Origin of the sequence: Gabonia massiliensis, from assembly GCF_001403595.1 — a bacterium.
GTDB lineage: Bacteria > Bacteroidota > Bacteroidia > Bacteroidales > Coprobacteraceae > Coprobacter > Coprobacter secundus.
Map to the genome: position 1 here is coordinate 560,535 of NZ_LN877940.1, position 22,041 is coordinate 582,575.

Annotated in this window: 20 protein-coding genes, 2 tRNA genes and 1 pseudogene; 7 read left to right on the forward strand and 16 right to left on the reverse strand. The window is 39.3% G+C overall.

Annotated features, from left to right (window positions below):
• Window positions 1-8 precede the first annotated feature (8 nt).
• From trpB to BN2628_RS12330, 6 genes are all read right to left on the reverse strand, one after another.
• On the reverse strand, window positions 9-1,196 hold the full coding sequence (gene trpB, locus BN2628_RS12305; RefSeq protein ID WP_055100357.1) for a tryptophan synthase subunit beta: 1,188 nt from the start codon (window positions 1,194-1,196) through the stop codon (window positions 9-11).
• 374 nt (window positions 1,197-1,570) lie between these two features.
• On the reverse strand, window positions 1,571-2,053 hold the full coding sequence (locus BN2628_RS12310; protein ID WP_055097523.1) for an SPOR domain-containing protein: 483 nt from the start codon (window positions 2,051-2,053) through the stop codon (window positions 1,571-1,573).
• A 219-nt stretch (window positions 2,054-2,272) separates the two neighbouring features.
• Window positions 2,273-5,173, reverse strand: coding sequence for an ATP-binding protein (locus tag BN2628_RS12315; RefSeq protein WP_257606479.1), 2,901 nt, complete (start codon window positions 5,171-5,173; stop codon window positions 2,273-2,275).
• A 531-nt stretch (window positions 5,174-5,704) separates the two neighbouring features.
• The gene (locus BN2628_RS12320) at window positions 5,705-6,253 is read right to left on the reverse strand and encodes a hypothetical protein (RefSeq protein WP_154668471.1); all 549 of its coding nucleotides are present in this window, start codon (window positions 6,251-6,253) and stop codon (window positions 5,705-5,707) included.
• Window positions 6,247-6,621: a hypothetical protein gene (locus BN2628_RS12325; RefSeq protein WP_055097531.1), complete on the reverse strand. Its 375-nt coding sequence runs from the start codon at window positions 6,619-6,621 to the stop codon at window positions 6,247-6,249. Before BN2628_RS12325 ends, BN2628_RS12320 begins: the two co-directional genes overlap by 7 nt.
• Before the next feature lie 596 nt (window positions 6,622-7,217).
• Window positions 7,218-8,492, reverse strand: coding sequence for a reverse transcriptase domain-containing protein (locus tag BN2628_RS12330; protein ID WP_055097533.1), 1,275 nt, complete (start codon window positions 8,490-8,492; stop codon window positions 7,218-7,220).
• 914 nt (window positions 8,493-9,406) lie between these two features.
• Between BN2628_RS12330 and BN2628_RS12340 the strand changes: the two genes are divergently transcribed.
• The 3 genes and pseudogenes from BN2628_RS12340 to BN2628_RS16860 all read left to right on the forward strand — a co-directional run.
• Window positions 9,407-9,601: a hypothetical protein gene (locus BN2628_RS12340; RefSeq protein ID WP_007848218.1), complete on the forward strand. Its 195-nt coding sequence runs from the start codon at window positions 9,407-9,409 to the stop codon at window positions 9,599-9,601.
• Window positions 9,594-9,971 (forward strand): hypothetical protein, encoded by a 378-nt coding sequence (locus BN2628_RS17625; RefSeq protein WP_257606480.1) that lies wholly within the window; start codon window positions 9,594-9,596, stop codon window positions 9,969-9,971. The genes BN2628_RS12340 and BN2628_RS17625 overlap by 8 nt, the downstream gene beginning before the upstream one ends.
• A 325-nt stretch (window positions 9,972-10,296) precedes the next feature.
• Window positions 10,297-11,637, forward strand: a pseudogene (locus BN2628_RS16860) (recombinase family protein); the annotation flags it as partial.
• Here the strand turns inward: BN2628_RS16860 and BN2628_RS12350 are convergent.
• From BN2628_RS12350 to prmC, 10 genes are all read right to left on the reverse strand, one after another.
• Window positions 11,600-11,683, reverse strand: a tRNA-Leu gene (locus BN2628_RS12350). The pseudogene BN2628_RS16860 and the gene BN2628_RS12350 overlap by 38 nt on opposite strands.
• A gap of 4 nt (window positions 11,684-11,687) precedes the next feature.
• Window positions 11,688-11,763: transfer RNA gene (locus BN2628_RS12355), tRNA-Gly, on the reverse strand.
• Window positions 11,764-11,821: 58 nt separating this feature from the next.
• Complete coding sequence (locus BN2628_RS12360; RefSeq protein WP_055097540.1) at window positions 11,822-12,310, reverse strand: hypothetical protein; 489 nt, start codon at window positions 12,308-12,310, stop codon at window positions 11,822-11,824.
• On the reverse strand, window positions 12,307-13,299 hold the full coding sequence (locus BN2628_RS12365; RefSeq protein ID WP_257606481.1) for an aldo/keto reductase: 993 nt from the start codon (window positions 13,297-13,299) through the stop codon (window positions 12,307-12,309). Before BN2628_RS12365 ends, BN2628_RS12360 begins: the two co-directional genes overlap by 4 nt.
• Before the next feature lie 137 nt (window positions 13,300-13,436).
• A complete protein-coding gene (argH, locus tag BN2628_RS12370) occupies window positions 13,437-14,777 on the reverse strand; it encodes an argininosuccinate lyase (protein WP_055097543.1) in 1,341 nt (446 codons plus the stop codon).
• Window positions 14,778-14,856: 79 nt separating this feature from the next.
• Entirely contained in the window at window positions 14,857-15,270 is a 414-nt protein-coding gene (locus BN2628_RS12375) for an SRPBCC family protein (protein WP_055097546.1), read from the reverse strand.
• Window positions 15,271-15,289: 19 nt separating this feature from the next.
• Complete coding sequence (pyrE, locus tag BN2628_RS12380) at window positions 15,290-15,928, reverse strand: orotate phosphoribosyltransferase (protein ID WP_044225171.1); 639 nt, start codon at window positions 15,926-15,928, stop codon at window positions 15,290-15,292.
• Window positions 15,929-16,047: 119 nt separating this feature from the next.
• Complete coding sequence (locus BN2628_RS12385; RefSeq protein ID WP_044224805.1) at window positions 16,048-16,746, reverse strand: ComF family protein; 699 nt, start codon at window positions 16,744-16,746, stop codon at window positions 16,048-16,050.
• Between the two features lie 4 nt (window positions 16,747-16,750).
• Window positions 16,751-17,215 carry a regulatory protein RecX gene (locus tag BN2628_RS12390; RefSeq protein ID WP_044224802.1) on the reverse strand — a complete coding sequence of 155 codons (465 nt, stop codon included), beginning with the start codon at window positions 17,213-17,215 and terminating at the stop codon, window positions 16,751-16,753.
• Window positions 17,216-17,227: 12 nt separating this feature from the next.
• A complete protein-coding gene (gene prmC / locus BN2628_RS12395) occupies window positions 17,228-18,076 on the reverse strand; it encodes a peptide chain release factor N(5)-glutamine methyltransferase (RefSeq protein ID WP_044224800.1) in 849 nt (282 codons plus the stop codon).
• Window positions 18,077-18,114: 38 nt separating this feature from the next.
• On the opposite strand from prmC, the gene ribD reads away from it, so the two are divergent.
• The 4 genes from ribD to uppS all read left to right on the forward strand — a co-directional run.
• The gene (gene ribD / locus BN2628_RS12400) at window positions 18,115-19,164 is read left to right on the forward strand and encodes a bifunctional diaminohydroxyphosphoribosylaminopyrimidine deaminase/5-amino-6-(5-phosphoribosylamino)uracil reductase RibD (protein WP_055097550.1); all 1,050 of its coding nucleotides are present in this window, start codon (window positions 18,115-18,117) and stop codon (window positions 19,162-19,164) included.
• A gap of 210 nt (window positions 19,165-19,374) precedes the next feature.
• Window positions 19,375-20,943, forward strand: coding sequence for a DUF6242 domain-containing protein (locus BN2628_RS12405; protein ID WP_044224794.1), 1,569 nt, complete (start codon window positions 19,375-19,377; stop codon window positions 20,941-20,943).
• Between the two features lie 72 nt (window positions 20,944-21,015).
• Window positions 21,016-21,690, forward strand: a complete 675-nt coding sequence (locus tag BN2628_RS12410; RefSeq protein ID WP_044224792.1) for a type IX secretion system protein PorG — start codon at window positions 21,016-21,018, stop codon at window positions 21,688-21,690.
• Between the two features lie 74 nt (window positions 21,691-21,764).
• Window positions 21,765-22,041 (forward strand): polyprenyl diphosphate synthase (uppS, locus tag BN2628_RS12415; RefSeq protein WP_411267753.1); only part of this gene is annotated, 277 nt, incomplete at its 3' end.

The following is a 22,041-nucleotide window of genomic DNA, read 5'->3' on the forward strand; positions in this document are numbered from 1 at the left end:
TCCGGATTTTATTTTTGATGATAATAATTGATATAAGTATCCATGTCCTTATCACCTCTGCCGGAGATTGTAAGGACTACGATATCGTCGGGATTGAATTTTATTTTTCGTAGAGCCCCCAATGCGTGAGCCGATTCGAGAGCCGGGATGATTCCTTCTGTTCGGGTCAGTTCGAAAGCGGAGTCTAAAGCCTCGTTATCGTTGATTGCCAGGACCTGTGCTCGTCCGACGGCCGAAAGATTGGCGTGTATAGGGCCTATACCGGGGTAATCCAATCCGGCAGAGATAGAGTAAGGCTCTTCGATTTGTCCGTCCTCGTTTTGCATGACTAAGGTACGGGCACCATGGATAATACCGATTTTCCCTAATTGTATGGTGGCTGCCGATAGTCCGGAGTCTACGCCTTTTCCTCCGGCTTCGGCCAATACTATTTTTACATTCTCGTTGTCGAGGTAATGATATATAGTGCCTGCAGCATTGCTCCCCCCACCTACGCAAGCTATCAGGTAATCGGGATAGTCACGTCCTTCTTTTTCGAGTAGTTGCTTTTTGATTTCCTCACTGATGACTGATTGTAGCCGGGCTACCAAATCGGGGTAGGGATGGGGACCTACGGTAGACCCGATGATATAGTGTGTGTCTGACGGATGGCAACACCAGTCGCGGATAGCTTCGTTTGTAGCGTCTTTCAATGTCATATTTCCTGAAGTGACCGGGTAGACTGTAGCACCGAGCATTTGCATCTTTTGTACGTTGATATGCTGCCGTTCTACATCGGTCTTTCCCATATATACGATACATTCCATGTTCATTAGAGCACATACAGTTGCTGTTGCTACACCATGCTGTCCGGCTCCGGTTTCGGCAATTATCCGTTTCTTTCCCAGCCTTTTGGCCAAAAGTATCTGCCCGATAGTATTGTTTATTTTATGTGCTCCTGTATGGTTCAAGTCTTCCCGTTTCAGATAGATGCGACAGCCATATTTTTCCGAAAGGCGATGTGCGTAATAGAGGGGGGAAGGGCGCCCGACATAGTCATGCAAAAGCTGCTCGAACTCTTTTTTGAAATCATTGCTTTGGATAATTTTCAAATAGTTGTTCCTGAGATTCTCAACACATCCATAAAGTATTTCGGGGATGTATGCTCCGCCAAAGTCTCCGTAAAAACCGTCTTGATTGACTTGATAATTTTCCATCTTCATATGTGATTTAATGATTTTTGGGTGATAAAAAAAGGCCTGTCGTGATCGACAGGCCTTTTAAATAGGGTTATATTGTTTTAGTATATACACACGAGGCTGTTTACTCACGACTTTTGAAGTTGTAAGTGATGCCACCAATATGCATTTACTAAAATAGATTTCATCTTGTTTGACTTTTGTTGGGTACAAATGTAATTATTGTAAAATAAAATGCAAACAGAATGAAGAAAAAAAATATAAAAAAATGTAAGAAACTTTTGCCATAGTCACAAAAGTTGTTGTAAATAGGAGATGTTGAGCATTAAAATGAAACAAGAGGAATAACTTTCATAGTTTTCCTCTTGTCCTTTATATCGATTGATATATGATTATTCGTTAATCAATAGCCATGCATCGTTGAATCGGTTCGGATATTTTGTTTTGATACTTTCGCGCAATTCGGTAGCAGATGGTCTGTCGTCGAAACTTCCGACGATAACGCGGTACATACCTTGGGCATTCTGTGCCAGAAAAGCGTTGTATCCGTCGGCAACTAAAGACTCTTGTAGTCCGGATGCATTTGTTTTCATAGTGAAACTTCCTACTACAACATTAAATAATTTTAATTTTGAAGCATCTCCGGCGTTTACAGTCGTGATTTTTTCACTGCTGACCCGTATAGGTGTCGTAGTGGTCGTTGGGGTAGCCGGTTTTACGACTACAGGTTCGGGTGCTGTTGTTGGTTCTTCAATCACAGGTTTCTCCTGAGCTTTTTCATATGCGGCCTTATAAGCGCTTTCTTTCGATTTGCAAGAACCCATTCCTATTGCTATGGCAATGGCCGAGACAATCAATAACCAATTTTTCTTCATAATCTGTTTTTATTTACTTGTTATTAATACCTTATCTTACCCATTTTTAGGCTGTTGAAACTAAGGAACAAATGTACAAAATAAATTATAGATAGATATGCGATTGGGAAAAAACTATCGTGAAAAATTTCAGAACAAGATGAAATGAACTGAATTCTGGGGTATTCTGAGGCGATTTCAATGTTTATAAATGTGTTTCTGTGAAATTCAAATACTTTGTTAGATAAAAATCAACCGTTTCTTCAATAGGTCGATAATTTGGGTATTTAGTTTTTGTGCATTAATAGGCTTTGACGTATAGGCGTCGAAACCGCTGTTTAGAATGTTCTGTTCATCGTCGGCATAAGCATAGGCGGTAACAGCAATAATAGGTATAGCCGGAGCTATTTCTTTGATTTTTTCAGCAGCTTCGTATCCATTCATTTTAGGCATGTTAATATCCATAAGGATGAGATGAGGACTATGTTTCTTGAATAATTCTACCGCTTCTTCTCCATCCCAGGCATGTATGATTTCGTAATTGTTTCGTAAAATAGAATAGAACAGTTTGTAATTGCTCTCGTTATCTTCGGCAATTAAAATCTTTAATTTTTCCTTTTCAGCTTTTTTCACTTTGTATGGTATCGATTTCCGGTCGGGAAGTTTATCAATAGGTTTATAGGGTAAAGTAAACCAGAAGGTGGATCCGACATTTTCTTTGGATGTTACTCCGATTTGTCCACCCAGATGTTCGACAATTGTTTGGCAGATAGAGAGCCCCAGGCCTGTACCTTGTGCAAAATTATTAAGTTTGACAAATCTTCCGAAAATGCTGTCTAACTTGTCTTCCGGTATCCCACAGCCGGTATCGCTAACATAAAAGTATAGGAAATCGGTGTCTTTGAGATGGTATCCGAATGTAATACTTCCTTTCTCGGTAAACTTTATAGCATTGTTTATAAGATTGGTTATTATCTGAGTCAATCTGTTTTTTTCTATATTGACCAGGCAATCAGGCATCTCTCTTTTATAGGAAATTGCTACATTTTCATTTTGATTGTGAATTTGTATCGTACTTTCGAGTTCTTGGAACAGATGATCGATATTCGTGTCACTCGTTTTAAATTCCAGAGTTCCGGCCTCTATTTTGGAAATATCCAATATATCGTTGATGAGCTGTAATAATAACGTATTGTTGCTTTCTATGATATTTATATATTCTTCTTTGTCTTTTTCATCGTGGGTCGTTGCTAGGATGCCTGAAAATCCGACGATAGCATTGAGGGGGGTGCGTATCTCATGGCTCATATTTGCTAAGAATGCCGATTTGAGACGGTTCGATTCTTCTGCTTTTTCTTTGGCTTTTATGAGGTCTTCTTCCATTTTTTTCCGTTTGGTAATCACCAAGGACGAGCCTACCAACGAAAGAGCTTTTCCATTTTTATCTTTTTTGTCAACGGCAGCTTGGGCTTCTACCCATTCATAGTGAGTCTTATTATCCTGTTTGACGATGACTCTGTACTCTTCTTTGATTTTGTCCACATCTCCTTGAATCAACTTTTTGTAGGATTCTTTCACCCGTTCCCGGTCGGTTTTACAGATTTTGGCGAAATATTCATAATCGGGTACAGAGAGTTTGTCTTCGTTGAGAGGAGTAATCTCGTGGCTCAATTCTACCGGCTTGTTCACATCACAGAGAATTTGACCTTTTTCAATATCCCATTTCCAAGGAACGATGTTGGCGACATCAAGGGCCATTGAGAGTTTGTGATTTACTGAACGCAGCATCTGTTGAGCCTTGGACAATTCTGTATTGTCTACGCAGAATACATCTATAAACCCTTCTTGTTTAGAGCGTGAGATGATGACTGTCAGATGTCTATCTGAGGGGGCAAAGTAATATTGGAATGTCAGCTCTTTTTTATTTTTTATAGTCAGATTATACAGGTTGATGAGTTCTTTAAAATTATCATAATTGATTTCACTCCCTTTTTTACCGATAAAATTATTTTTGATATGGAAATATTTTTCGAATATCGGATTGATTTCGACAAATTGGAAATCTGTTATTTGTCCGGTATTATCGAAAAGGAGTTTTTCTTTCAAATAAAGTATGGGCATGTTCTCAAATAGGCTCCTGTAGTTTCTCATCAGACTGATTTGCTTTTTTCTCTCGTCACTGATTCTCTTGAGCCATATGATGTATAATATTAGTGATGAGATAATTAAGGCTACTAATATGATAGATATTTTGTTTTGTTGCCAAAATGTAGGAGGTTTCATGTAAAATATGGTATCTGATGGGCAATTTTCGGGAGACAATCCTGCATTTATAAGGTCTATATAATTTATAGAGGGAGAAGGAACACCCCAATAGACGAATTGTGTATTCCTTTCGATTTTTCCGTTAAGCTTTTCTTTGACTAAGTTGGTAAATTTTTTGTTTAGATTTTCTTTATCCCAAAAATATCCACCTATGAGGCCGTTGATACCTTCGGCTTTGTTGTATAATGTAAGGATAGGAGCTTTGGAGTAGTTGCCTAATAATCCCGAAATATTGGATGTTAGTATGATATTGCCCATTTCTTTTTCTCGTCTTTCCCAAGAATAAAATAAGACTCCGGTTTGGGAGTTGGCATTTTTGAGCCGGTTGATAAGGCTGTCTACGGTAATTTCTCCGGCAGTTAGATATTCAACTTTTATTTGAGGATGGTTTGTGCGGATAATCTCTGAAAGTTCATGGCGGTTTATTGCACTGATGCACCGCATATCGGACAAGAACAGGAGTGTATGTATCTGAGGTATCATCCGTTCCATTAGGCTTACTGTTTTTTCAAGATAGACAGGATGGTACAGAATGGTTAATGGTATGTTTCCCCGATAATTTTTTAGAGGTACTTTATCTTTGTCTGGAATGTTGTTTTTTTTTAAGTAGGCTTCACGATTACCGGTAAAATTTTTTTCGGCGCAGAGTATGACCGGAATTCCGGGCCATTTTTTCTCAATGTCATCTTTCAATAGAACCCATGCCGAGTTACCTAACAATATGATTAAATCGGGATGATAGTCTGTATATTTTTGGAATAAGGAGTTTTTATAAACATTGAAATCAGTCTCGTTCTGAGTCAGTAACATGTTCATATGTTCTGTGCTGATATAGACATGATTATTTTGGGATAGGAAAGCGTTATAAATAGGAGTTATAAATTCATTGCTCCATAAAGAGGATTCGGTATAAGAATTTATGATCAGGATATTTTTGTCAAGTACTATACTGCTATTTTTTTGAGCAAAGGAATTTGTTATGTTAAAAGATAACAAGATTATGCAAACGATTGAACGATATGTTCGAATCGATAAAGCTTTATTATAAATTAAGCCTCTAGACATATCTGAATGGAAATTTATGATGTTGCAAAGATAAACATTAAAAATATATAAGTTAAAAAATGTTTGAAGATATTTCTCTTTTTAAGGTTATTTATGAATAAATTATAGATTATTTAACGAAAAATGTGAATTATATAGTTGCATATAACTGGGTATGTATTTTTTATTTTTAAATTGTTCTGAGAGTCCAAAGGTATTTCGATACATAATCCCTTACTGATGTATATTATGTGGCTTGTAGGATTGCCTTTTAGGGTAGTGGTGAGGTTTGTGAATATGGTTTTATATCGATTTTGCCAGATGGTATCTTCTCAGTGCTTTCTTTTTTGCCTCATCACGTAATTTTTTTTGTTTCACTTCTTTTTCTTTAGTCAATATAGCATCGATTAAGGCATCTGCATTCTTCAATTTGGCACTGACATAGGTTCTTCTGTGCAAAGCGATTTCGGTAATCATGTTACGGTCTTGGATGATGTTCAAGAGTTTGTTGTACCGGTATTTGGTCGTATATTTTTCATATGCTTTTTTCAGTGATTTATCTTTAAGCAATACGTTGAGTTCTTCTTTGTTTCTGGCTCCGAACATCCGACATTTGATCATGCTCGATGTTGTTTGGGCAAATTCTTTATTACCGATGATGGACAGTATTCCCATATACATGGCCCATAAGGCCCGTTCGTCCGCTTTTATGTACTCTTTACGGTTGTAAAGATTCTGCATGACCTTTGCGTTGAGCAGGATAAAGGGACAATTGTTGAGATTATACGTTCTTTGATAACTGTTTATTGCCGAGATGTTTACCGGTATGGTTCTTGTATTGAGATCTAACATCTTGTATACTTGCCGTATACTGTACCTTCTATGACCAGGTCGTAAAAATGCGGATTATATTGGCTGTAATCGGAGAGATATTTTATTTCTGGTTTAGGATCAAATTGCCCGTGACAAAAGCCGTTAAGATCTTCATCGTAAGGGAAATCTTCCATGTCTTCATATTCTTGTATAAGGTATGCCGGAAGTTCATTCATTGCTCTGTAAATGCAATAAACAAATTCTTTAAGTGCGTTTTTTTCAGAAATATTTATCTTTTGAGCCGTATAGAATATTCCGGTATCGTACATCATTTCTATAGTATATGGCTCTATAATCAAATTTCGTAATATAGGTAAGGGGATTAAAATAAAAGGATTCTTGTTCATGTGTTATTGAAATATATTTCTATCTGCCTTTCTAACAAAGATACTGAAATGCTTTATCTATTCAAAATGGGTATAAGTGAATAAATATTAAAAATCATCTTCTTTAATAATATAGTTCTAAGTATCGTCCTATATAACGTCCATATAAATAATTATAATAATAATAACTATATAAAAATAGGGGGCATCAATTGATATTGATGTATAACTCCCGCTCTAACCATCGGTTTACTTTTGGTTTTCCGATGGTTTGTTCTTGGTTCCGTTCCGGTTTTAGAATGTTGGTTTAGAGTAAAAATGTAAAAAGACAAAAAGCCGAATTATAAAATGCAATTTGTCTTTTGAATATTTGAAATGGTTTTACAAGAGGTCTATATAAAAAGAAAAGACGTTGATTATCAACTTCTTCCTTTTGCAGCTCTGTACCCTTAACGGATGCAATATTGAACCTTTGGAATGATTTTCTAGAAATAGTAGATTATCTGCAATCTAATTCTTCAATCACGAAACTCATTGGAGGACTATAAACAATATAACGCCAACTACTATATTGTAATTGGCGTTTTCTTTGTTATGCTAAATATTATTTCCCCTTTTCATTTCTCTGCCTTCTTCAATTCCGTGATTTTTGCATTTACCAACTCCATACAAAGTGGAATGCCAGAATTTTTTCTTTGCAAAAAAGAAAGACATTTGGGACTTTCATTCTTATGTCTAAATTTATGCGGCAACTTTCCTAGAGATGAAGCCGTAAACTTCCAACCCATTTTTGCAAGAGATAAATAAAGTTGTCTATTTATAAAAGCGTCTATTTCAGAAGAATATCTCTGTATATTTGTATAATAAAACGCAGATACCCAACCATCCAATTTATTCTTTATTTTAATTAATAAGGTTGAAACACAATATTTATCTTTGCCATTACAAACATCTCTAATTTTACTCTTCAACCGTTCTACATTCGCAAAAGAAGGATAGAACACATTCCCATCAAAAGTAACAGATAAGAAATCCATAGTATCATGTTTATTAAAATTCACGATTCTTGTCTTGCCTCCTTCCTCCAACTTATGAATATTCAAATTAAGTTCTTCTAAAACAGTACAACACTCTATATATGCTTCTTCACACTCTTTTTCAGAAGTACACATTATAACAAAATCATCAGCGTACCGAACCAACTTGAATCCTTTATCTTTTAACCTCAAATCAAAAGGAGAAAGAAATATATTAGATAATAAAGGAGACAAGGCATTTCCTTGTGGAATCCCTTTATCTATATTTTCAAAATATTTTTTTTGTTCAACATTAAATGAATCCAAATTCCCAATACTTTGATTTAAAGCTTGCTGAATAAGAGTATTTATAGTAGTATCAGACAATCTCTTAAAAACAACATCGTTAAGAAGAGAATCTTTATCAACAGTACCAAAAAAATTAATTAAATCAGCTTCCAACACATAAGAATAACCATTCTGACAATATTCGTTTATTTTTTCAACAGCTTCTTTAACCCCCAATCCTTTTTGATATGCAAAACTTAGCCCTCTACTTTTTTCTAAAAGTTCTTTAAAATGTTCTTCCAATTCTATTGCAATTGCTTTTATTACAACTCTATCAGAAACTTCTGGAATTTGAAGAGGACGAAATTTCCCTTTACTTTTAGGAATAAGTACAGCACGATATGGAGAAAATTGATATGTTCCTTCTTGAAGTCGTTTGGAGATGGATAAAATTTTATCCTCTTTATTAAGTTCAAACTCTGCAATAGTCTCACCCGTTAGTCCATGAGATTCTTTATTAAATTTTTCCAATTTAGCCCATGCCAAACGTAAACTTTCTACCGAGGATATTTTGTTAAGAAGATTCATTTTTGTTAATCTAAACCTGAGTTGCAAAGACCTTTAGAAAAACAGATGTTCGTATAACAGCACCTTACAATATAGACACACAGAACAACATAAGTTGAGACACAGCAAGAAGACAAACATACTTCTTAAACAAAGTGAACCAACGTGTTCTTGGGCAATCCTGACCATAGATTGAAGATGCAATCTAAAGTCGAGCGCAAACTTAAGTTCAATCCTTAAGCTAAAATCTTTGGCGCTTGGGATTACATTTTTTGGATTTCTTTCATTTCCTTAATTTTTAAAGATTCTACAATAGTCTTCTCACCCAAAGGTAAGCATTTTTTTGACCAAAGCAACTTTTTTAGTTTTTTAAGAAAATCGCTCGGCTGCCCGTCCTCTCTACCATTAAAATGGCTTGTTACCACTGTCTCTAAAGGATGTGATGTGCTGTTATACACAATGGCATCAAACGAGATAGACACAGAACAACATAAGTTGAGACACAGCAAGAAGACAAACATACTTCTTAAACAAAGTGAACCAACGTGTTCTTGGGCAATCCTGACCATAGATTGAAGATGCAATCTAAAGTCGAAATCCATATATCCAGTTACTCAAAGAGCTATTTGCTATTACAGTATGGTACAAAAGTAGCAAATAATAAGAAATTTGCAAAATATTAGAGAGTTTTTAGCAAGTACAGTAATAAGGATAACAACATCAATAGCATTACAGAGTACAGCCATAACAAGCTGATAAACAAGCATCAGCACCGTACCCCGACACTCCATTAGTAGTATTTTAGTAGGCATGATAAAGCCCTAACGGTTAGGCTTCCATAAAAAATTTCCAGATATTTTTTTTGAAAATTCAGCCTATTAGACTTTACTTTCCTACTAAACCATATATTTATATATGTATAAAACAAATAAACTATGGATAATAACAACTACAAAAGACAGTATCGCCAACTGAATGATACAACCAAACAAAAGATTAGCCAAAGTCTAAGAGGCAGAACAAAATCAGCCACTCACACCCAAGCTATATCTAATGGATTGAAAAAGTACTGGGCAACAGTACCCAACCAACCTAATAATAATGAAAATAAGAATGAAGAACATGAATAAAATATACGGTTTAAATATAGATGCGTTGAGGCTCTGTTACGAAGTGACAGAACCCAACAATATCAATGTCATAAAAGACAAAGAGATTGGAGAAGAAATTGATTTTCTGTACTTCTATCTAAGACGAATAGAAGGGAAGCACTTCAAATTTGTTTATGAGATACGTTATAATGACATGGGAAAAGATAAATTGTTTGGAGAACTACGTTTGGGCATCAATGACAATAAAGAAGAAAGCAATACCCACCAAAACGGATATAAAAAAGCATGGATTAGTATTTCCAATCGTGTATTATACAGCAATGAGATATACTATTTAGATTTTATTGAAAGCAATTTAGGTCTAGAATTACATAATAAACAACCCTAGACCTATGTCTTGATATGTCAAACGACATAGCCCGACTGATACGAAAACTTATCCGAAACCCACAAATAACAACGCTTCTGAACGGAAAAAGAATCACCAACCGCAAAGAAGACCGTCCCGAGATCACATATACTTTCAGTGGGAATATGGATAAAGATAAATACTTAACCGTCAACATTAAGTAGAAAAAAGCAATAAAGGATAAGAGCAAAGGTAGTACCCTTATAGCATACAACAAGAAGGCTGAAATAACCAATAGTTCGGATAAAACATACATAAATAACTACTATAACAAAGTAATAAGAAAGGCAGCAGCCAACCCGTAAAAACAGTAATAGTGTTTAGTACCTCCCGTTTCGGCAGAACGGGAAGTACAACTATCATTGAAGAAGTTGAGGCTAGAGGAGCATACGTAGTATCTGCAACCTCCAACTATGACCCACGTACCCCAGTAGCAAAGTATATGCAACTCATGGAACTTGCAAATGCAAGGTTTCAGAATGACGAAAAACGGGCAACTACCATTGAAAACAGCGTAAAAGCATTATTAAAAGGGAGGTGGATTGGAAAAGCCCCTAGAGGATATGACCAAAAAACGACCAAGAAGGAACAAATTATAACTATCAATGAAGAAGGTAAATTAATTCGGAAAGCATTTCTTTGGAAAGCAAACAACAAGTTATCCAATGAAGAAATCAGGTACAGACTGGCAGCAGAAGGACTGCACATCTGCGAACAAAAGCTATCTGAACTATTCAAGAATCCTTTTTATTGCGGCTATATGGCACATAAATTCCTGCAAGGAGATATTGTACAAGGAAATCACCCACCGTTGATTTCCAAAGAGATTTTTTTGAAAGTAAACGGGGAGTTATCCAAAAACTATAGCGGATATGAACAAAAGATAGACAAGGAATATGCCCCATTATTAGGTAGTATCAAGTGCCCATGTTGCGGAAAAAATCTATCTGCCAGCATATCAACCAAAATGCGAAAGAAATTTGGACGCACTGATATAGGCTATTATGTTTGTTGTCGAAAGGGATGCAAATATAACAGCTCAACTAAGAAAGTGCATGAAGCCTTTGAAGAAGAAGTAAACAAGTATGCCCTATCAGACAAAGTAAGTGAACTCTTAAAAATGCAACTTACTATCACATTTGAATATATGAATCAAGAAAACAGAGAACGAGCCAAATCTATCAAAGCGAACATCAAAGCTAAAGAAAAAGAGTTGGAACAAGTAGAAACAAATTATGCACTCTGTACCGATGCGAAAAAACAAAGCATTTGCGAAAAGGTTATGACGAAATTAGAGAAAGAAGTCAGAGATTTAAAGACCGAACTTTCAAAAGTGAACACAGAAATATTGAACCTCGATAAATTCATTGATTTTACTTTTAAAATGCGTTCTAACTTATTTGAACTGTGGGAGTTGCAAGGATTAGAAGGAAGAAGAAGACTGCAAAAGCTCGTATTTCCTGACGGCTTTATTTACGACAAAAACAACGAGCATATTGAACCTAAAAGAGTGAACCAATTCTTTCTCCTAAAGTATTCATATCCAACAGATAACGGGGATAAAAAGAAAGAGACGAACCGTGAAAAACATGATTCATCCCTTAGAGTACCCGGAGCGGGACTTGAACCCGCACAGCTGCAATAGCCAAAGGATTTTAAGTCCTTCGTGTCTACCATTCCACCATCCGGGCGGCCTGGAGCGAAAAACGGGACTCGAACCCGCGACCCTAACCTTGGCAAGGTTATGCTCTACCAACTGAGCTATTTTCGCATTTGCGAGTGCAAATATAGAACTGTTTTTTGTTTTTTCAAAATAAACGGTGAAATTTTTATCGTGTTATTGTATATGCACCGGTCAAAGAATTGTAAACAACGTTATATCGTTGTAGAAAAAATTTGCGTGTATGTGCTTGTCCGCTCATGGGTGCACCGTTTGCGGAAAAAACGTCGTAGGTGGAGCCGCATTTGTCACACTGGGCGCAAAGTGCATCGGCATCAAAGTGTATTCGTACTTGAGCCGACCGTTCTACCGGGCATGCCATATCGAATGCCAGTATCTGGTTTTCGTTGCCTCCGACCAGTAATATACCCCCGAATCCGGTAGCTGAGGATATATTATATTGGAAACCTTCGGGTTTCTGGTTGAGGATAAATGTTTGAGAGTCGCCCATTCCGTGTACACCGAATGTTACCCATCGGGCAGCATCGATATTGACATATACGTTCGATGTAGGAATACGGTCATAAATATTTTTGTCGCATCCGGTGAGTATGAATATCAAAAATAGGACAGATGGTATGGCTCTATACATTTTCATGCTTGCAAGATTTCTTCTATTTTTTTGATTTCGTCATCGGTGAATGATAGGTGGTTTAGCGTTTCCATATTTTCTTTTAGCTGTTCTACATTCCGGGCACCGATGATGACCGATGTTACAGCTGTATGGCGCAGTACCCATGCCAAGGCCAGTTGTCCTGTGCTTTGGCCTCTTTTTTGTGCAATTTCTTGCAGCCGGGTTACGGTTGTTATGACCTTATCGGTGATTTGTTCCGCTTTGAGAAAACCTTCCGGGCGTTCTGCTCGCGAACCTTTAGGTATTCCGTGCAGATATTTATCGGTAAGCATGCCTTGTGCCAAAGGTGAAAAAGCGACGAATCCGGTTCCATGAGTTTCCACAGCGTGCAAATGATGTTCTTCTACATTGCGTGCGAGCATATTATATTTGTCCTGGTATACCAGACAAGGTGTTCCTGCGTTTTTCAGGAAATTAAATGCATACAACAGTTTATCGATGGGATATTTCGACAGACCGATATAGAGGGCCTTGCCTTGCCGTACGATATCGCACAAGGCTTGTAGGGTCTCATCGAGAGGGGTATTGGGGTCGTACCGGTGACTGTAGAATATATCGACATAGTCGGTTTGCAGTCTTTTTAATGTTTGGTCGATACTTGCCATGATGTATTTTCTTGAGCCGCCGTCTCCATACGGGCCGTCCCACATCAAATGGCCGGCTTTGCTGGTAATGATTATTTCGTCGCGGTAAGGGGCAAAATCTTTTTTCAGCATGCGGCCGAAGTTCTCTTCTGCACTTCCGGCAGGAGGCCCGTAATTGTTGGCCAGGTCAAAATGAGTGATGCCGTGATCAAATGCGTATTTGACTATTTCCAATCCGTTTTCATAGCAGTCTGTCCCTCCGAAATTATGCCATAGTCCGAGGGAAACGGCTGGCAACCATAATCCGCTATTGCCGCATTTGTTGTAGGACATGGAGCTGTAACGTTGTTCGTTTGCTTTGTATATCATTGCTTCCGGTATTTTTTTAATAAAATCCTGAAATTGAATGTTCCTTTTTTACATAACGGCTGTTTTGGAAATTTGTTATGCACAAGCCCTCTTTTAAACATTGTTTATGTATAATTGTGTTGCAGGGCTTGGCAAGGTCATCTCCCTAACAGATTTTGTTCTGCATTTTCTATTTTATAGAAATTGAAGCCGTCTATGATTTGTTGCATCAGTAGTTGTATGCGGTCGTTGCAAAGATTTCCGATGCTACCTTCATGAGAGTGGTGCACTTCTTTGTCGTGATCGAATTTTCCGGCTTCGATGTCGAGTCCTACTTTCTTGTAAGCATCTCTGAAAGGAACTCCGGACAAGGTAAGGCGGTTTACCTCCTCTACACTGAATATCAGTTTATATTTGTCGTCATCGAGAATGTGTTGGTTTACGGTGAGATGAGTCATCATCTGTGTAACCATGACCAGACATTCTTTGAGATTGCTGAATGAGGGTAGGAATGCTTCCTTGATTATTTGTAAATCGCGGAAATATCCGGAAGGAAGATTGTTTGATATCAATGTAATTTCGTATGGTAACGCCTGTATTTTATTACATCTGGCTCGGGTCAGCTCGAATACATCCGGATTCTTTTTGTGAGGCATGATGCTCGACCCGGTGGTATACTCATCAGGCAGTTTTATAAAACCGAAATTTTGAGAATTGAAGAGACAGGCATCGAAAGCCAGTTTTGACAGTGTTGCTGCAATGGAGGCCATGGCTGATGCAACGATTCGTTCGGTCTTGCCTCTCCCCATCTGTGCATATACGACATTGTAATCCATCGAGTCGAACCCGAGCAGGCGGGTAGTCATGGTTCTGTTCAGCGGGAATGACGAACCGTATCCGGCCGCCGAGCCTAACGGATTGCGATTGCATACCCGATAAGCAGCCTGTAAAACGGTGAGGTCGTCGACCAAGCTTTCGGCATAGGCACCGAACCATAGTCCGAAAGATGACGGCATGGCAATTTGCAGATGGGTATAGCCGGGCATCAATACGTTTTTATATTTTTCGCTTTGGTCGACTAATATGTTGAATAGCCGGTAACAAAGAGTGACAAGTTCTTTGATTTCGCTACGGGTAAATAATTTCAAGTCGACGAGCACTTGGTCGTTGCGTGAGCGACCGCTATGGATTTTCTTCCCGATATCTCCTAATTTTCGGGTCAACATGAGTTCGACTTGGGAATGTACGTCTTCGACTCCATCTTCGATGACGAATTCTCCTTTTTCGGCGATGGCATATATCCGGCGAAGCTCTTCTACCAACCGGTCCAGTTCATCACGAGTCAGCAAGCCGATGCTTTCGAGCATGGTGATATGTGCGATAGAGCCTAAGATATCATAACGGGCCAGAAATAAGTCCATTTCCCGGTCTTTGCCTACGGTGAATTTTTCTATATCACGGTCTACTTGTACGTTTTTTTCCCAAAGTTTCTGAGCCATAGTTTATATGCGAAAAATAATAAGCAGTATCAATATACTGTGAATAGTGATTGTTTGGTATTTTTTATGCAACATTTCTTTATTGGTAAGAAATGTTGGACAGTACTTCAGCCATTTTTTCAAGGCCTTCTTGCAGAGGCTTTGCTATCATTTTATGTATAAACGGGTTTAGCTCGGCTTTGACTGTCAATTTCATTTTACTTTCATTGTCTGTAACAGGCAATAATTGTATCCACATGAAGAATGGAACGGGCGAATTTTCTGTACCGAATTTTATGGTTTTGTACGGTTCCCGTTCGATAACAACGACTTTCAAGTTCCCTACCGGTGTGACGGAGAAGCTGCAACTATCAGCGTCGAAAGAAAAATCTTTGACTTTGTCTACCGGAATTTTGTCTTTGATTTTCTCCAGATTGTTCAAGTCGGAGAGTGTATTAAAAATGGTTTCGACAGGTGCCGGAACCATTTTTACCGTACTTTCGAATTGTGCCATTCGTAATATCTTTTTATTGTTATTTATTAGGATTCCAGATAGAAGGGTCGGTTCTCCATTCGTGTAAAGTTGCCAAGTCTTCCTCTGCGATGTAGTTTGTTTCAAGCGCTACTTCGAGCACAGCATTATAGTTGCTGAGTGTCAACAGTTTTACTTTCGCTTCTTTGAACCGTTCTATGGCAATGGGGAATCCATACGTGAAGATGGCAGCCATACCTATGACTTCACAGCCTGCGTTACGAATAGCCTCTACAGCTTTCAGGCTGCTTCCTCCGGTAGAGATAAGGTCTTCTATAACTACGACTTTTTGTCCTGGGATGAGGTTTCCTTCAATGAGATTTTCCAGCCCGTGGTCTTTGGGTGCCGAACGTACATAGACGTAAGGCAATCCGAGCTCGTCGGCCACAAGGGCACCTTGAGCGATAGCCCCGGTAGCTACTCCGGCAATGGCATCTACTCCTTCAAAGTTTTCCATAATAAGGCGACACAACTCTACTTTGATAAAGGTCCTTAATGTCGGGTATGATAGTGTTCTGCGATTATCGGTATAAATAGGCGATTTCCAGCCGGAAGCCCATGTAAAAGAATTGGAAGGCTGTAGCTTTACAGCGCTTATTTTCAACAGTTTTTCAGCGAGGATTCTTTCTAATGTTTTCATGTTGCTTGTTGTATTTTGTATTGATTTTCTGACCATTTTCGTTATGTTTTCAATTGGGAAACAAAGATACGAAATAAGGGTGGTACACCGAAAATTTATATCTGCTTTTTTCTATTTTTTTATTGTGCCATAGCCAATGTTAACAAGCTAATTTTGATATTTTTAATATTCGACAAGGTATTAGCGCAGGAAAGCAGGGTGGCACCGGTGGTTACGACATCATCGATGAGCAGCAGATGTTTGCCTTCTGCATCCGAAGTGTTTCCTAAAGCGAATATGTTTTGAGTATTTTCCCATCGTTTGTAGATACCTTTATTGGTTTGGGTTTCGCTTGTTCCGCATCTGTGGATGAGGTACCGGTCGATATCTTTTCCGGTGAAATCGGAGATGCCCATGGCAATCCATTCACTTTGATTGTATCCTCTTTTTTTGTGCCGTTTCGGATGGAGTGGGACGGGAACCAGTAAATCTATATCTGTAAAGAATTCTGCTCCGAGTTCCCGGGCATATATCTCACCCAGATAACGGGCACATTCTTTTTCTCCCCGATACTTGATTTGGTGTATCAGATGACGGTAGTCTCCATGGTGGGTGAAATAGAAAAATGCGACGGCTTTTTCTATCTGGACTTTGCCTCGGAAGAGGTGCTCCATGATATTGTCTTCGCTGTGGGAATGGAATTGTGTGCGGGGAATGTTTTGGATGCAATACATACATAGATGCTTCTCGTGGCTTTGCAGAGCACGGCCGCAAACCAGACAGATGCGGGGATAAAACAAATCGACCAGATAACTTATATGTTGCTTGAGAGAGGACATGTTTTTATCGGATAGTTTTCAGGCAAAGATTTATGTATTCGGGCTCGAATCCTCGGGATGCTGCAAAGCGGAACAGTTTTGCCTTTACATTTTCCGGAGTATCGTCTTTTATACTTTTTCTTTTGGATAGTATCGTTTCCTGCAATGTTTCCAGGTATTTTTCTTCATCTATGCAGTTTATGGCGTTGTTGATGCTTTGAGAGGGGATGCCCTTTTGCCGGAGAGCATATATAATTTTCACTTTTCCCCATTTATTGAATCGGAATTTGTCATTGACAAAACTTTTGCAATAACGTTCCTCGTCAATAAATTTTCCTTGTATCAGTTTTTCGATAATTTCTTTTGAGTCATTTGGGGCGATTCCCCAACGTAAAAGTTTTTCACGGATATCGAAGATACATTGTTCTCCGGCAGAGCAGAGGGCTGCCGCACGGTGTAAAGCTTCTTCGGGTGATAATTGTTTCTGCATGATTGCTTGGTTTTATGGAAGGATGGCGGAGACGATGCGGTCTCTTTGTTGCATGTCTTTGAGTAATTCTATGTTACGGTATCCCAGACCGGCCAGCAAATTTACGGTTTCGTTCCCTAGATTGGCATTTATCTCGAAATATAAATTTCCTCCAGGCTTTACTGTGTCAAGGGCAGTTGTCCCGATTTTCCGGTAAAACAATAGCGGGTCGTTATCGGGGACGAACAGAGCTTGATACGGCTCGTATTTAAGCACATTATCTTTCATTTCGTTTTTTTCGCACTCCCTCACATAGGGCGGATTGCTTACCCATATGTCGTATTTCCCATATTCGTCCGGAGAGGGAGAATATTCAAGAATGTTTACCTGTCTGAATTTTATGGGAGCGTTTGAAGACAATGCATTTTCTTGTGCTATTTTTAGGGCATTTGTCGAGATATCCCACCCTTCTGTTTTTATTCCGGGCATGTTCAAGGCCAGAGCGATGGCCAGACATCCGCTTCCGGTACCTATATCGACGAGCCGGCCGATGTCGTTTTTATGCCGTTTGATGATCAGGTCGGCCAGTTCTTCTGTTTCAGGTCGGGGAATCAGGGCTCCTGGAGCCGTTTTGAGCCGTAGTCCGTAGAACCAGGTTTCGCCTAATATATATTGTATAGGTTCATATTTTTGCAATCTTTTTACGATTGCAATGATTTGTTGATGCTGGGTTGGCGATAAAGTTTTATTTTTGCATAAAATAAAATCGACGGTAGAGTACCGGCATACTTTTTCAAAGATAAGTCTTATGAAGCTGCCTATCTCTTCCGGTGGATATAATCCTTTTAAGGACTCTTTTATGTGTCGTATAGTGTCTTGCATATGAGTACTTTGATGCAAAGATAATATAAAATTATGTTATGGCTAATCTGAAAAAGACTGATGAGTTGTATATGCGCCGCTGTTTGCAGCTTGCATCGTTGGGACAGGGGCATGTATCTCCCAATCCGATGGTAGGAGCCGTTATCGTGTGCGACGGTAAGATTATAGGGGAGGGCTATCATCGCAAATGCGGTGAAGCTCATGCAGAGGTGAATGCGGTGAATTCTGTCCGGGACCGTTCTTTATTGAAGCGGTCTACGATATATGTTTCTTTGGAGCCTTGTTCTCATTATGGCAAGACGCCTCCATGCAGCCGGTTGATTATAGACAGCGGAATACCGCATGTGGTGATAGGCTGCCTCGACCCTTTCCCGGAGGTCTCGGGGCGTGGAGCGGATATGCTGCGCCGTGCCGGTCTCGATGTGAGAGTGGGAGTATTGGAGAAAGAATGTCTTGAATTGAACAAATGCTTTATAACCGTACAGACGAAAAAAAGGCCCTATATTATATTGAAATGGGCACAAAGTGCGGATGGGTATATTGATTGCTTGCGGGATAAGAGTGAAAAAGCCTGTGTGATATCCGATGCAGTGACATCTGCTTTGGTGCACCGTATGCGGTCATTATATGATGCCATATTGGTGGGACGTAAGACTGCGGAGATGGACAATCCTTCCTTGACGGTGCGTTATTGGACCGGAGATAACCCGTTACGTGTGGTTATCGATAAAGACTTGTCGTTGCCCCGTAATCTGAGACTTTTTACCGATGGGATAAAGACTTTGGTATTTACCTCCGGGAAGCATGTTCCGGAAGGAGAGGTAGAATATATAACAATCGATTTTTCAAAACCGGTGGTTCCGGCAATATTACAGTGCTTGTATGAAAAAAAGATTCAGTCTTTGATTGTAGAAGGAGGGCGTTATACATTGCAGAGTTTTATCGATTCGGAGTATTGGGACGAGGCTCACATAGAAATAGGTAAACAAGTGTTAGAAGCGGGTATCCCCTCTCCGGTCATATCCGGCACAAAAGTTGCCTTTGAGAAACATGGAAATTCGGAGATTATAAAGGTCATCAATCGATGAAAATGTATTTTTTGTCGTTTGATTGTTGTTTTCTGACGATATTTATAATTGTGAATAGTTGGCGTTTGCTACATTTGGAAAAATGTATAAGGGTTAAAATTCTCATTAATTTATCACTAAATTATTATAATAATATGCTATCCTCTCGCATAAAGTAAAAATTGTTTCTATTTTTGCAGCTAAAACTGTAATCAAGAAAAGTCATTCATAATGAAATTGCAAAAAGTAAGTATATATCTGTTCTCCTTTTTTATCCTTTTGATGGGGATAGGTTGTAATAGCGACGAGGAGTCGGAGCCTTATACCGTATCCGGAAATACATTGGTAAAATCTTTTTCATTAAGCAATAAATCGGGTTCGGATGTTCCTTATTCAAGCTGTTTCTTTACTATAGATGCAGTGAACGGATACATTTTTAATGCCGATTCCCTTCCTTATAAGTCCGATATATCATCTTTGGTGGCTAATATCACATTTTCATCTGCTTCGGCAGTGGAGATTGCCTATACCAAGCAGGACGAAGAAAATGTTACGACAGTAGACTATCTGACAAACAGTACCGATTCGTTGGATTTCTCCGGAAAACCGTGGACCGATACCGATAAGAAAGCTTCTGTAAAAATGACGGTAACCGCTCCCAACGGGAATAAACAGATATATTATATTGATGTGCGTGTGCACCAGATCGTGGCCGATTCGTTACAGTGGAAAGAGCTGACAAAAACTGAGTTACCTTCTGCCCTCGCGAGTCCGACTGTACAAAAGACTGTATTATATAAAGAGACTTTGTTCTGTTTTACGGGAGATGGGAGTAGTTATTCACTGGCTACCAGTCAGAGACCTTCAGAGATAGCACTTTGGAACAAAGAGGTGATAACTCCCGGATTTGTCCTGAATGTAGGTTCGATACAATCGGCTCCAGACTATTTATATGCCCTGAGCGATGCGGGAGAGCTTTACCGTTCAGCCGACGGAAAGTCTTGGGAGAGTGTAGCCATAGATAAACCGTTCTATTCATTGATTGGCGTATGGACCGATTCCGAAGAAGCACCGGCAGATATCCGATTGTTGGGTGTGATAAAGGATGGTGATACTTATAAGCATGATTGTTATCCTCGTCCCGAGGGTTATGCGCCACGGACGATAGAAAATGATTTTCCCGTATCAGGTTACAGTAATATGATTGTAATATACGATGGGGGTGATTACGGATTGCCTCAGACTGCATTTGTCGGGGGGCGTTTGGCTGACGGTTCGTTGACAGCAGCTGTTTGGGGGTATGATGGAGAGGCTGATGGTTGGGCAAAGTTGGGCATGAAGTCTCTGATTACTCCGAGAGAAGGAGCCATGTTCTTCCCCTATTGCACATATACGTACGATTCGTCTACGGGGGTTCGTACCGAATGGCCTACTTTCTTTGTCGTAGGAGGTTCGGATGGGTATGATTGCCTCAAAGATATGTATACGACCAGTAATCCGGCGCAATATTGGGATAAGGTAAAAGATGGGTCGGTATTGGCTTTGCCCGAAGCATTCCCGGCTACGTCGTTTGCGTCGGTGGTCGTGTTTAAGGAAAATGTGATAACAAAGAGTAGTTTGGCAGGCTGGAATTTCTTGAAGGTTGCCGAATTGCCTCGATATATGAAATCGGCCGACGGATTGACCGACGGGCTGGTACCCTATATCTATATGTTCGGTGGAAAAGATTCCGGTGGGAACCTCGAACAGCAGATGTGGAGAGGGGTAATAAATCGGTTGACATTTGCTCCCATACCCTAAAGTGGGAAAATAATGGAGCATAAAGATAATTTTCAGTTGCCGTATTCGTTTTTCTTATAAAGAGATATCATTATGAGAAAGAGGATAGGACTCATACTGGGAATTATGATGGGGCTGATACTTACAGCTACCGCTCAAGATTATAAATATGAAGCGGGTGGTGGCTTAGGTATAGGATTTTATATGGGAGATGCCAATCAGAGCGCATTGTTCCATAAGCCCGGGGCTGCATTCGCTGCATTGTTGCGCCGGACCATAAATTATCGCTGGGCCATAAAATTTGACTTGGCGACAGCGCATATCAAGGGTGATACGCGTGATTTTGATACTCGTTTTCCGGGTGGAGATTTTAATTTTAGCCGGCAACTCATCGATTTGGGAGCTCAGGCTGAATTTAATTTTTTCCATTATGGAATAGGGTATTCGTATTTGGGGACAAAACGTTTTTCTCCCTATCTTTTATTAGGGATAGGATTTACGTGGGTGCCTAAAAAAGACGATGGGTATTTTAATGTAAACATACCTTTGGGGTTCGGGCTTAAATATAAAGTCGCTCCCCGCTGGAATATTGGTTTGGAGTTTTCGGTGCGGAAAACGTTGGGAGATAAATTGGACGGATGGCGGTTGTCCGATCCGGTAGGTATCGATAGTTCTGCATTTAAAAATACCGACTGGTATTCATTGACCATGTTTTCGGTTACGTATGATTTCGGACGGAAACGTGCAATTTGTAATAATGATATGTAATAAACAACCTGTTGACTATGTCATTTAAGGAACAGATAGATAGAACCCGTTTGCCCCGCCATGTCGCCATCATTATGGATGGCAACGGTCGTTGGGCGAAGGAGAGGAACAAGGAACGTACTTACGGGCATCAGTATGGTGCCGAGGCTGTACGTATGGTGACCGAGGCCTCTGTAGAAATAGGGATTGAATATCTGACATTGTATGCTTTTTCTACTGAAAACTGGAAGCGTCCCGATGAGGAAGTGGATGCTTTGATGGCATTGATGGTGATGTCGATAGAGAATGAAACGCCTACACTGATGGAGAATAATGTACGGTTGCAGGCTATCGGTGATTTATCTCGTATGC

Bases quoted from the DNA above. Each gene is read 5' to 3' on its own strand.
- BN2628_RS17625 (WP_257606480.1), top strand. From the start codon at position 9,594: ATGAATAAAATATACGGTTTAAATATAGATGCGTTGAGGCTCTGTTAC.
- BN2628_RS12360 (WP_055097540.1), bottom strand. From the start codon at position 12,310: ATGAAAATGTATAGAGCCATACCATCTGTCCTATTTTTGATATTCATA.
- BN2628_RS12365 (WP_257606481.1), bottom strand. From the start codon at position 13,299: ATGATATACAAAGCAAACGAACAACGTTACAGCTCCATGTCCTACAAC.
- pyrE (WP_044225171.1), bottom strand. From the start codon at position 15,928: ATGAAAACATTAGAAAGAATCCTCGCTGAAAAACTGTTGAAAATAAGC.
- BN2628_RS12340 (WP_007848218.1), top strand. From the start codon at position 9,407: ATGGATAATAACAACTACAAAAGACAGTATCGCCAACTGAATGATACA.
- BN2628_RS12410 (WP_044224792.1), top strand. From the start codon at position 21,016: ATGAGAAAGAGGATAGGACTCATACTGGGAATTATGATGGGGCTGATA.
- BN2628_RS12375 (WP_055097546.1), bottom strand. From the start codon at position 15,270: ATGGCACAATTCGAAAGTACGGTAAAAATGGTTCCGGCACCTGTCGAA.
- argH (WP_055097543.1), bottom strand. From the start codon at position 14,777: ATGGCTCAGAAACTTTGGGAAAAAAACGTACAAGTAGACCGTGATATA.
- BN2628_RS12310 (WP_055097523.1), bottom strand. From the start codon at position 2,053: ATGAAGAAAAATTGGTTATTGATTGTCTCGGCCATTGCCATAGCAATA.
- BN2628_RS12405 (WP_044224794.1), top strand. From the start codon at position 19,375: ATGAAATTGCAAAAAGTAAGTATATATCTGTTCTCCTTTTTTATCCTT.
- BN2628_RS12385 (WP_044224805.1), bottom strand. From the start codon at position 16,746: ATGTCCTCTCTCAAGCAACATATAAGTTATCTGGTCGATTTGTTTTAT.
- BN2628_RS12330 (WP_055097533.1), bottom strand. From the start codon at position 8,492: ATGAATCTTCTTAACAAAATATCCTCGGTAGAAAGTTTACGTTTGGCA.
- BN2628_RS12325 (WP_055097531.1), bottom strand. From the start codon at position 6,621: ATGAACAAGAATCCTTTTATTTTAATCCCCTTACCTATATTACGAAAT.
- BN2628_RS12315 (WP_257606479.1), bottom strand. From the start codon at position 5,173: ATGAACATGTTACTGACTCAGAACGAGACTGATTTCAATGTTTATAAA.
- BN2628_RS12320 (WP_154668471.1), bottom strand. From the start codon at position 6,253: ATGTTAGATCTCAATACAAGAACCATACCGGTAAACATCTCGGCAATA.
- trpB (WP_055100357.1), bottom strand. From the start codon at position 1,196: ATGGAAAATTATCAAGTCAATCAAGACGGTTTTTACGGAGACTTTGGC.
- BN2628_RS12390 (WP_044224802.1), bottom strand. From the start codon at position 17,215: ATGCAGAAACAATTATCACCCGAAGAAGCTTTACACCGTGCGGCAGCC.
- prmC (WP_044224800.1), bottom strand. From the start codon at position 18,076: ATGCAAGACACTATACGACACATAAAAGAGTCCTTAAAAGGATTATAT.
- ribD (WP_055097550.1), top strand. From the start codon at position 18,115: ATGGCTAATCTGAAAAAGACTGATGAGTTGTATATGCGCCGCTGTTTG.